The organism is Carboxylicivirga mesophila, assembly GCF_018271975.1.
GTDB classification, from domain to species: domain Bacteria; phylum Bacteroidota; class Bacteroidia; order Bacteroidales; family Marinilabiliaceae; genus Carboxylicivirga; species Carboxylicivirga mesophila.
This window is the reverse complement of record NZ_JAGUCN010000002.1, coordinates 175,172-187,547: the sequence shown is the minus strand read 5'-3', so window position 1 is coordinate 187,547 and position 12,376 is coordinate 175,172. Positions and strand designations below refer to the sequence as shown.

General features: G+C 41.0%; 5 protein-coding genes. 2 read left to right on the top strand and 3 right to left on the bottom strand.

Going from position 1 to position 12,376, the window contains the following annotated elements; genetic code table 11:
• Positions 1-11: 11 nt before the first annotated feature.
• The 3 genes from KEM09_RS02755 to KEM09_RS02745 all read right to left on the bottom strand — a co-directional run bounded on the left by KEM09_RS02755 (position 12) and on the right by KEM09_RS02745 (position 7,844).
• Entirely contained in the window at positions 12-1,532 is a 1,521-nt protein-coding gene (locus KEM09_RS02755; protein WP_212225168.1) for a RagB/SusD family nutrient uptake outer membrane protein, read from the bottom strand.
• A 20-nt stretch (positions 1,533-1,552) separates the two neighbouring features.
• The gene (locus KEM09_RS02750; protein WP_212225166.1) at positions 1,553-4,675 is read right to left on the bottom strand and encodes a SusC/RagA family TonB-linked outer membrane protein; all 3,123 of its coding nucleotides are present in this window, start codon (positions 4,673-4,675) and stop codon (positions 1,553-1,555) included.
• A 268-nt stretch (positions 4,676-4,943) separates the two neighbouring features.
• Positions 4,944-7,844 (bottom strand): triple tyrosine motif-containing protein, encoded by a 2,901-nt coding sequence (locus KEM09_RS02745; RefSeq protein ID WP_212225164.1) that lies wholly within the window; start codon positions 7,842-7,844, stop codon positions 4,944-4,946.
• A gap of 475 nt (positions 7,845-8,319) precedes the next feature.
• On the opposite strand from KEM09_RS02745, the gene bglX reads away from it, so the two are divergent.
• Positions 8,320-10,572 (top strand): beta-glucosidase BglX, encoded by a 2,253-nt coding sequence (gene bglX / locus KEM09_RS02740; RefSeq protein ID WP_212225162.1) that lies wholly within the window; start codon positions 8,320-8,322, stop codon positions 10,570-10,572.
• A 5-nt stretch (positions 10,573-10,577) separates the two neighbouring features.
• Positions 10,578-12,029 (top strand): sulfatase-like hydrolase/transferase, encoded by a 1,452-nt coding sequence (locus tag KEM09_RS02735; protein WP_212225160.1) that lies wholly within the window; start codon positions 10,578-10,580, stop codon positions 12,027-12,029.
• Positions 12,030-12,376 lie beyond the last annotated feature (347 nt).

The window sequence follows — 12,376 nt, the reverse complement described above, 5'->3', positions numbered from 1 at the left end:
AGTTTTGCTAATTAGTTATACCCTTCGTTTTGAACCAACTTGAATTCACCTTCAGTCTTATCAATTTCCGACTGAGGAATTGGCAGATACTTCTTATAATCGGCCCATGTACGATTTGATGAAAAATCAGGAATATTCTCAGTTAAAACATCAGCTTCCCCCCAGCGTACAAGGTCCCAGAAACGCATGCCTTCACCAACAAACTCACGACGACGCTCTAACTTAATGTTATCAACATTAGCTGCAATCGACTCTAAACCGGCTCTTTCGCGGATATCATCTAAAGCACTCTGAGCTGTTTTAGCTCCTGCTGCAACACCATGTACCACTTCCAGTTCAGCAATATTCAGTAATGCTTCTGCATAGCGGAAGATGCGAACATTGTTTTCAAAGTTCAAGTCTGGTGTATAAGGTGCATCTGCATAATCTGCACGTGCAGCATATTTAGCCATAAAGTAACCTGTATTCTGAAAACGTTCGGTGTAGGTGCCTTTTGCGAACTGATTGATGGAACCAGCCAGACGCTTATCACCATCTTCAAAAATACTCACCAACTCAGTACGGACCGGACCAAATCCCCAACCGCCTTCATAGAAATCAGCTCCTGAAAGCAGGTCGTCACCTTTCAATTCGTTTGGAGAGACAAAACGTGGCAGGTTAGTACCGAAACCAGTCCAAGCAGCACCCCAGTCTTTACCTTCTGGTAAATGATTTGCTTCAAAAATAGAGCCGGCACCGAATTCGCCATCACGGGCCCAAATACTTGCATAATCTGGTAAACTGTAACCACCTTCGCTAACGATGGTCTGCATATCGGCCATTACCTCTGCATATTTAGAAGCATCTTTCTGATACATTACCACACGAGCTTTAAGCATCATAGCCGCGGCACGTGTTGCGCGTCCATCATTAGTTGATGTTGTATTCATAGGTAAAACACCTTCAGCTGTAGCAACAGCCAGGTCTGCCATTAACTCAGCATAAACTTCATCAGCGGTATACTGACGTGCCATATATGGCTCTTCAAGATCTTCTTCAAAATATGGGATGTTACCCCAGAATTTCCATAACCAATGTACATAGTAAGCACGTAAGTAATGAGCTTCAGCGTTATACTGCGCTAGTCTGTCTTCATCAACATCAACTGCATTTTCACAGGCAATAATAGCATTGTTTGCACGGCTTAATCCACTGTAATAGATGTTCCATAAGCCGGTTGGCACATCGTTCGACTCAAGTGCTAACTGAGAAAGACGATATAAAGCAGCCTGGTCACCGGCATCACCACCACCTTTATAGATATCATCCGATCGCAGGTCTGACATCAAAGGCACACTGTTGAACTGAAAATCTGCATAACTATCAAATAGTAATATCTGATAGGTGGCACCAAGGTTAGCCAAAATAGCCCCTTCGGTCGCTGGTCCGCCTGCCTCTTGCGAAGAGGTTGGCTGAACAGTCAGAAAGTCTTCGCTACACGCGGTAAAACCAATTAGTGCAGCTAAGAATAATGATTTAATATATTTAGTCATAATAAAAATCTTTAATCAAATTAGAAAGTAATGTTAGCACCAATTGAGATAGTTCTCGATTGAGGATAGATACCACGGTCAATACCAATAGTAGTATAATCTCCAGAAGCAATTTCAGGATCAAATCCATCATAATCGGTCAGCGTAAATAAGTTCTCACCCATTACATATATTCTGCATCGACTGATATAATTATTAAGCACTGATTGTGGAATGGTATAACCAATTTGTAAAGTTTTTAGTCGTACATACGAACCATCTTTAACATACAAGTCTGATGACACCCAGTTATCGTTATGATTTTTAGAGGTCACACGAGGAATTGAATTAGATGTTCCTTCACCGGTCCAACGATCTAAAATCCAAGAAGGACGATTCATCATTGGGATATCACCACGTGTTGAGAAGTCGAAGATATCGTTACCAAGACTACCCTGGAAGAATGCTGTTAAATCAAATCCTTTGTACTCAGCCCCCAGGTTAAGACCAAATGTCCAATCTGGCATTCCTTTACCAATCTTAGTACGGTCATCTGTATCAATATCACCATCACCGTCAACATCAACAAATCTTACATCACCTGGTACAGAAGATTTACCATACATATCATTGTATGCAGTGGCTTCAGCCTCATTTTGCAGGATGCCATTTGTTTTATATCCGTAGAAGTATGGGAATACCTCGCCATTCTGTCCTTTCACGAAGTCACCAACACCTGATGCACCGGCACTTTCGTAAACAATCTCACCAGACTCATTACCCAAATTAATCAACTCATTCTTTAGATATGATGCGTTGGCACCAATGCTATATGTGAGGTCACCAATGTTATTCTTGTATGAAACTTCAAATTCCAAACCACTGTTTTCCATGTCACCAGCATTGGCAATTGGAGCACCTTTACCGTTGTAGCTAGGTATTGGTTGATCCATTAACATACCATTAGTTTTCTTTACATAGTAGTCAAATCCTAATGATAATGAACTATTAAAGAAGCGGGCATCAAAACCAATGTCCAACTGCTCTGACTCTTCCCATATAACATATGGGTTGGCAATACGTGATGGGCTGCTACCATACTGCATGTACTGGTTATCGCCACTACCAAAGTAGTAGTTCTGATTACCATCCATCAAACTGGTATAGGAGAAAGCACCGATATTTTCGTTACCGTTCACACCCCAACTGGCTCTTAACTTCAAATAAGTGAACCATGTAGGACGTCCATCCATAAATCCTTCGTTGGTAACGTTCCATCCACCAGAAACAGAAGGGAATGTTGCCCATTTGTTCTCAGGCCCGAAGTTTGAGGAACCATCACGACGAACAGTTAACTGAATCATGTAACGCTCATCGTAGTTATAATCTAATCGACCAAAGTATGAAGCTAATGTTTTGGCACTTACTCCGTCAGTACCACCAGCAGTTCTTTCGTCATCTCTATCTGCAGTAGCATAATCAATAACAGCTTTAGCAGGATCTTCTTCCAAAAGGTCATAATCATCACCATATAGATGACGTGAGGTATACTCTTGTGCAGATTGCCCAACCAAAACACCTAAATTATGTTTCTCAGCAAACGTTTTATTATAGCTCAATGTATTTTCAACCTGCCACGTGAAACCACGGTGCATATTTGACCATACGGTGCTACGGTCAAAGTCTTTGCCCTGAGAGGCTAAGAAATGTGGAAAACGGTATCCATCACCACCCCAGAATGCTAAATCAACACCATAACTACTTTTGAATTTCAGTCCTTCATATAACTCCAGTTCGCCCCAGAAGTTAGCAACAATCTTATCTGAATTATCCTGACTATTTTCAGGAGCGTTTAACATCGCCACAGGGTTAGCAATTTCCTGGAATCCAGATGGAGGTAATGAGAATACACGACCATCTTTATCCTTAACTGCTGTTGGATATTCTGCTAAAACAGCATCAGGGTCCTGAGCATAAACAGGAATTGCTGGGTTAAATGCCAAAGCACTTCCCAGGATAGAACCATACTCTGAGTTGGTTTCAATACCTGATGATACAACTCTTGAGTAACCAGCTGTAACTCCAACCTTCAAATTTGAAAGAAACTTACGATCGTAATCAAATGCCTCATAAGTATTGTTGGTACGAACACTATAACGTTCAAAGTTTGAACGGTCGTAATTACCACCTACAATACCTTCCTGGTTGAAATATCCGAAAGATAAAAAGTATGACACATTATCACTTCCTCCGTGTAAACTCATCTGGTGGTTTTGAACCGGTGCATCGTAGTTAAATGTTTCATCCTGCCAATCAGTTCCAACACCTGCACCTGCTACTTGTTCAGGAGAGTAAGGAGCGTCATTACCATCGTTTAAAGCAATCTCATTCATGATTACCATGTACTCTTCGGCGTTCAGCACAGAGCGCTTCTTCCATGGATTCTGCCATCCGTAAGAGAAATCATAATTAATGGTAGCTTTACCCTTCTTGCCTTTTTTGGTGGTTACTAATACAACACCATTGGCAGCACGTGCACCATAGATAGCAGCAGAAGCCGCATCCTTAAGCACCTCAACAGATTCAATATCTGCAGGGTTCAGGTAGTTGATGCCACCACCAACAGCCATTCCGTCAACAATGTACAATGGGTCACTGTTGTTAATTGTACCAATACCGCGAATACGCACTTTTGATTCAGCTCCAGGCTGACCTGAGCTTTGCGTGATCTGAACACCAGATACGCGTCCTTTTAATACATCTTCTACCCTTGTTGGTGTACTTGCTTCTAAATCTTCAGCAGATACACTACTAATGGCGGCGGTTACAACACTTTTCTTTTGAACTCCGTAACCAATCACCACTACTTCATCCAAATCAGTTAGCTCTTCTTCCATTATTATATTAATTGTAGAAGAAGCAACTGTGACTTCCTGTGATGTCATCCCGATAAATGAAAATACAATCACATCGCCCATGTTGGCTTGTAATGTATAATCCCCATCAATGGTAGTAATTGTTCCAGTGGTTGTACCTTTAAGTACGACACTTACCCCAGGAACAGGTGCTCCGTCAGTACCCGTTACCTTTCCCGAAACGGTTATGTCTTGTGCCTGACTTGTGAGCGTCAGTAAAAAGAGAATAATCCCCAATACGTGTTTCATAATAAATGGATTTTAATTATTCGATGAAGCAAACATATACCTCATCTGTTAATTTTTCCTAATATAAAGACGCACTTAAAACTCTCATTACACACTTCAACAACTCACATTAAACTCACACAAAATTACATTTACCCTTGATTTACTGATATTTAAATATTCTTAAATTCAAATTTACACCCACACGACACCACTCACTTTCTGGCGTTTTACCAAATAGTGCAAATTGCACATTTTTTAACATTTTAGATTTGTAGAATTTCCGTGACTAGATACTATTTATATACCTGGAAAGGTTTTCTCCCGATTCAATGCCCAGGTTTTGTCGTAGTCGATAGCGATTATTTTCTACAGCCCGGTAGGAGACGTTCATAATAACAGCTATTTCTTTTGATGACATTCCCATCCGAATGTATGCACAAAGTTTTTGCTCGCGAGAAGAAAGCTCAGGATGTTTTGACTTTAATCGCTTAAGAAAATCTTCATGTACCTGCTCAAGGTGCAGCTCGAATACTTCCCAGTGGCTCTCACTATCGAGATCTTTATTAATTTTCTTAATTAGCAAATCGAGCTTGTGAGCTATTTCAGAGGAATCTTTTAGTGTTTTAATCCGCTTTAAGCGTTCTTTGACCGACGCCAGAAACTCATTTTTCTGAATAATATTCATGGTGGAGTTAGCTAACTCTTTTTCCTTGAACAGCATCTCATTTCGCAACTTTTCATTGCGTATTCTAATCATCTCCTTCTCGGCTCGCAACGCTTCGTTTGTCAGTTGCTCTTCCTTGGCTTTGTAATGCTGGCGCTGTTTCAATTTTTCCTTTTGTCGGCTAATTTCAATCCGGCGATTAAAAATATAAGCCACGAAACCCGCAGTTATCAGAATTAGTATGAGATAGATTATTTTAGCATAAATATGACGATGCCAGGGCGGATGTATTTTAAATTTAAAAGTAAGAGGTAAGGCCTCCACTCCATATCGGTTGCGTGCGCGTATTGTAAGTGAATAATCACCCTCTTTTAGTTTGGTGTATTGTACAAATGTCTGATTAGACCAACTTGTATGCTGCGCATCAGGCCCTACCAGGTCCGTCGCATACTCAACATCCTTATCCTGAAAAAAGGTAGCAGCATAGCTAATGGTGAAAGCATTCTTCTTAAAAGGATATTCCGGAATCACCAACTGCCTGGTATCTTTATTATTGGATTGATGAAGTACATATCCGATACTATCGCCGACTCCTTTAAATGAACGCAAATGCACTTTAAATGGTAAACGAAAATTAGTATTGTCCAGCACATAATAGTGTGCAAAGCCATCTTCTATTCCAAAAAATACATTATTAGAATTACTAACAAAAATGGACTCAAACGACGAAACCAATTTTTGTTTTAAGGGTACAAAAGGGAATTCAATTTTCTTGTAAGTACCATCCTCCAAACGTCGTAAAACACCTGTATTATTATTCATGAAGAACCAGATATTGCCAAAACGATCTTCAATCAGCTTTTCAGGATAATGACCTGCCTGAAAAAAAGCATCATAACTATCCTCTTTCCCCACTATTCCATCAGCATTAATCCGGTAATAGGCATCTTTACCGATAAAAATTAAGCGCCCGTTAATTTTTGAAACCAAGCCCATTTTATTGCTCGGAAAGTTTGAGAATGCATATTCTTTGACCTTATCAACCGACTTATAATCATCGCTAAAAGTCAACTGAAATATCCCTCTGTCGCCATGCGATACCCAAAGCTTTCCATTTTCATCCCATTCGGCAAATCGCGATGATTCAACAAAACCATCTACCTTACAAACAAATTTCCAATTACCCTGTGTTTTTTCCAGTAGGATAAAACCATCATAAGTACCAGCAAGCATCAACCTCGGATTATCTTCAATCTGAATAAATTTCCAGACTCCATTAACCGAAGAAGGGGTAATGGTTTCAGCCTGACCATTCCTTACGCTGAGCACACCCAAATTATGCCCGCATAAAATTCCATTTTTGTCTTTATATAGGCTCCAAACCTGTCCGTCGGCTCCTGGCACTTTTATAAAATGAGACCTCCCTTTAAGCGGGTTGTAGAAATCCTTCTGCGAAATTCGGAATAGTCCCTGATTCGTACCAAAATAATAGCTACCCTCATAAAAATCCATCACGTAGCCAGTACCTAAATCATAATAGCCATTAATAAAAGAAATGCCTGACTTTAGGTTTATACGCCCAATTCCATTATCGAGCCCACACCAGATACTTCCTTCCTTGTCAACAAACAAACTCAGTACCGTATTATTAATCAAGCCCTTATCCTTATCGACTTGCAAAACCAGCTTACCTTGCTTATCGGCAATCAATACACCTTGCTGAATAGTTCCAAAAACCAGATAATCATCAGCATATGTTGTACCGCAAAAAATATTTGCTGCCTGCAGCTGCGGCGCTACTTCCACATTCCATGGCTGTATTGTTTGTAAATCCCATAAATAAACCCCATTCTTCATGGTGCCTATCACAATCTTGTCGTCAGCTATTGCCATGACTGATGACACATTCATGCCTGCGAAAATTTGTCCACCAGGCAGAGGATAAGCATTTTTACCCCTTACTTCCAATAAACCCTGGGATATATCCTGAACCAGCAACATGCCGTTTACCAAAAAAACCGATATAAAACGCTCTTTAGCAGGTATTATTTCTTGCAATTCGTTGTTCTCATAAATACAAAGCATCAGCTCTGATTGAAAAACAACTTTATTGTCCCATTGGGTAATAGTCCAGACATTTCCAATACTTTTAAGTTGCGGTAGCTCCGATAAACTTTTATAACTAAGGTGATGAAGAGAATCATATTGAAAATAGCCAAACTCATTATATCCTCCAACGTAGATTTTTTCATCAATACAACTAACACTTCTGATAATAATATCGCCCATATCTTTATGTAGCCGCCAGTTAACACCATCATATTCCAGCAAACCATCATTGTTGGCAAAGTACATCAAATCACTATTACTCTCATTTATTTTCCAGTTTTGTGTACCGGCCTCGTACTGACGCCGGTTAAAATACTCCAGATCGGGTATTCCTAATTTTTGTGAATCAACTAACTGACTTATGATTACAAAAAACAAAAGGAATATGTGCTTGATAATGGTGATTTGTCTCATGTGTATTCAAAATAGCTAAGATTGCTTGCTCTATTATTTCAAAGCAGACAGATAATTCTAAAGTACAAGTTAAGCTGTAAATCTACAAGTAAAGGCTTAAATTCATCGATAACATCAAGTCTTAATAAGATTAAAAGAAGAAAGTTAAACTTCAACAATTATCATTATTGTTCAGAAATTAGCTTATCCGGCACCTCTACTTTGTACTTATGGTCTTCAATATAGTTGATATAATGCCACTGCCAACATTTCTTCAAACTCTTGTGAGCCTATTAAATTTAATCACCACATCAAAATACTCTATCCAACTACTAATGTGCCTATTAACAATAGCTCACACAAAGCCATGTATAGGTAAAATGAAGGTTTAAAAAGTTGATTATTTCATTACATGCAAGTAAAGCTGCAATACGCTTATACTGTAAGCTGCAGCTATCTCATAATTTTAACAATCGTAGATTAAATCACATTAAACATGAAAAAATTCCTCACAAGTCTAATCGTATTTGGCTGCATCTACTTGCATGGACAAGACCACAAAATGAATGGTTTTATTGATTCACTGATGAATCAGATGACCCTTGAAGAAAAACTGGGACAACTCAACCTCTCATCGGGCGTTGGCAATCTACCTGTAATCACCGAAGGTGAAGGTAAAATTGAGTTTATCAAAAAGGGCCTGATTGGTGCATCAGGTGGCTATAATAGCCTGAAAGCTTCTGTTGAAGAGTCGAGGCTTGGCATTCCGGTTATTACCGGACGTGATATCATCCACGGCTACAAAACCACTTTTCCAATACCATTAGCATTATCATGCATGTGGGATCTGGAAAGAGTTGAAGAAATGGCGCGCATCTCGGCGATTGAAGCCAGTAGCGATGGCATTAACTGGACCTATTCGCCCATGGTAGATATCAGCCGCGACCCAAGATGGGGACGGGTAGCTGAAGGTGGTGGCGAAGATGCATGGCTGGGTTCCCGAATTGCCCAGGCCTATGTGAGAGGCTATCAGGGCGATGACTTGTCGGCCAATAACACCATCATGGCTTGCGTCAAGCATTTTGCCTTATATGGTGCTTCAGAAGCCGGCCGCGACTACAACACAGTTGATATGAGCAAAATAAGTATGTTCCAGGATTATCTTCCCACCTACAAAGCTGCTTTTGATGCTGGTGCCGGTTCGGCTATGAGTGCTTTTAATGTCATCGACATGGTGCCTGCAACAGGCAATCGCTGGCTGATGACTGAGTTACTGCGCGAGCAGTGGGGCTTCGATGGTTTTGTTGTAACTGACTTTACAGCCATTAACGAGATGATGCATCATGGACTGGGTGACCTCAGTGAAGTTGGGGCACAAGCTCTAAAAGCAGGCATAGACATGGACATGGTTGGGCAGGCTTTTATTGGTACATTGAGTCAATCGTTAGAAGAAGGTAAGGTAAGCGAAGATGAAATTGACACAGCGTGTCGCCGGGTATTGGAAGCCAAATATAAGCTTGGTCTGTTCCACAAGCCCTTTCAATATTACGATCAGAAAAGGGCTGATAAGGTATTACTTTGCAAAGCACACAAAGAAAAAGCACGAGAACTGGCTGCTCACTCCTGTGTATTACTAAAAAATGAAAATCAACTACTACCGTTGAGCCGAAAAGGTAATATTGCTGTAGTGGGGCCATTGGCCGATACAAAAATTGATATGTTGGGCACATGGGCAGCTACACGGGATACAACAGATATCATTACCATATTGCAAGGTATTAGAAATGAAGCTGGCAAAAAAGCAAAAGTGAGCTATGCACAAGGTGCCTATTTTACAGAAGACAATTACCTCCTGAATGTTAACAGAAACCACAAAAAGAAAAGTAGTCCGGAAATTTCTATAACAACTGAACAATCGGAAAACCTATTAAAGGAGGCCATTGAAGTAAGCCGTGATGCTGACGTAATTATTGCTGTTTTGGGCGAACCTCGCAGCTGGTCGGGTGAAGCGGCCAGTCGTTCTGATATTAGTATCCCGGCTTGCCAGCAAAGGCTGTTAAAAACAATGTTGGAAACGGGTAAACCAGTTGTATTGGTTTTATCTAACGGGCGCCCACTCACCTTAAGTTGGGAAAACGAACATGTACCGGCTATATTGGAAACTTGGCATGGAGGTGTTGAAGCTGGTAATGGCATTGCCGACGTACTGTTTGGCAACTATAACCCTGCCGGTAAGTTAACCATGACCTTCCCGCGTAATGTGGGTCAGATTCCAATTTATTACAACCACAGAAATACAGGTCGCCCAATCGATCACAACCATAAATTCACCACCAAGTACCTGGATGTTCCTAACACCCCACTGTATCCTTTTGGCTATGGCCTGAGCTACACCACTTTTGAGTACGGTGACATTATCCTTAGCAGTAAAGAATTGAATGGTAATACGTCTCTCAGTGTCTCCATCGACATAAAAAACACAGGTAGCCGTAGCGGCGAAGAGGTAGTGCAACTCTACCTGCAAGATCCTGTTGCCACCGTATCACGTGCAGTAAAGGAATTAAAAGGCTTTCAGAAGATTCACATCGATGCAGGTGAAAGCAAAACGGTTACATTTCAAATCACCACAGATGACCTAAAGTTCTTCAACAGTGACTTACTGTATGATTGGGAAAGCGGTGCTTTCAATGTATTTATCGGAACCAATTCGCAGGATGTCAAACAAGCGTCATTCACCTGGACAAAATAACACTCATGAATAAAATTAAGATACTACTATTGGCAGTGGCTGCGATTCTTTCCTTAGAAAGCTGCAGCGCAAATAAAGCACCAAAAAAACCTAATGTTATCGTTATTTTAGCTGATGACTTAGGTTATGCCGGACTCAGTTGCTTTGGTGGTGAAGGCATTGCAACTCCACACCTGGATAAGCTAGCCGAAAATGGTGTTAAATGCTCCAACTTCTACGCCAACAGCACGGTTTGCTCTCCTACGCGCGTAGCGCTGTTTTCAGGACGCTACCAGCAACGCGTAGGACTCGACCACATCTACTTTCACTGTGTTGACTCCGTTGGCTTCGACCCAAAAACAAATCCATCACTACCATTAATAATGAAGGAAGCCGGCTACAAAACCGGTGTATTCGGCAAGTGGCACCTGGGTTCGGGCGAGGCCTTTCAACCCAAAGCTCACGGATTTGACGAGTTTACCGGCTTTTTGGATGGCAACATCGACTTTGTATCAAAGCACAATACCGAGAGCGAAGTCGATTGGTTTGTGCATCATCAACCCACTAACCAGGAAGGCTATGTAACCAACCTGCTGAATCAGGCTGTTGTCGATTTCATTGACAAAGAGCATGAACATCCTTTTTTCATCTATCTGCCCGAAGCTGCTGTGCATGTGCCCATGCAAGGACCCAACGATGCCCCTTTACGCACCGATGATTTCTATGCCTATGCAGTTCAGCATAAATTTCCAAAAGACGAATACATGCGTCGTTACTCCGAGATGGTTAGAAGCATGGATGATGGCGTTGGTATGATAATGCAAGCCCTTAGGAAGTACAATATTGAAGATAATACACTCATCATTTTTACATCAGACAATGGTGGCGAAGGTACAGGTGTTAAGCACGGAAAAGTCAATGGTGATCACCGAGGCCACAAGGTGCAACTATACGAAGGTGGCATAAAAGTGCCTGCTTTGTTCTACTGGAAAGGTCAACTGATACCATCAATCAACGACAATAAGATGCTTACCATGGACTTATTGCCCACCATCCTGGAAATGTGCGCTATTGACTACAATGATCCCCACAAATTGGATGGCATCAGTCTAAAAGAATGTATTTCGGATAATACATCTTTACCTGAACGCGACCTTTTCTGGATGCACACCGACCGTATTGCCATGCAACGCGGCCACCTGAAGTTACTCTGGCTTACCAGTGGAATAGAGCTATACGACTTGAAAGCTGATCCTCTGGAGCAAATCAATCTGGCAAACAGTGAATCTTATCAATCGGAGCTACAGCAAATGCAGGAAGCTTGCTTAGCCTGGCAAAAGCAAACAGCGACCGGCTTCCCCGGTCAACGTAAGTTTGGGGATGGCGTTAAAACTCCCTGGCCATGCTCAAGAGACTTAAACACATTTAATGCAGGCAAAAAATACTATTGGGAAAATGATGGCCCGATTATCAGGTGATAATTCATTATTTCAGAAGAGTTCCCAATTAATAAATACCAGTACTTGAAACAGACCAGGTAAATATTGGAGACGCTCTTTTGAAACCACTACAAAAGCTGTTCTTGATGAGCAGCTTTTCTTGTTTAGTACATACAAATTGGCGGATGGGCGAAGTACATTATCAGCTCCTATAAGATCAACACATTCACATTAAATAGCACAAACACACTTTCATAGACATCTATATAACTGCAAGTTACCAGCATCAAATTCTTTTATGTTTGGTTGATATAACAAAAGATTTTTTGCACATGAAAGTGCTTTTGTGGCACTTAATTGTTAACGGATGTTAAGCCTCTCTAATT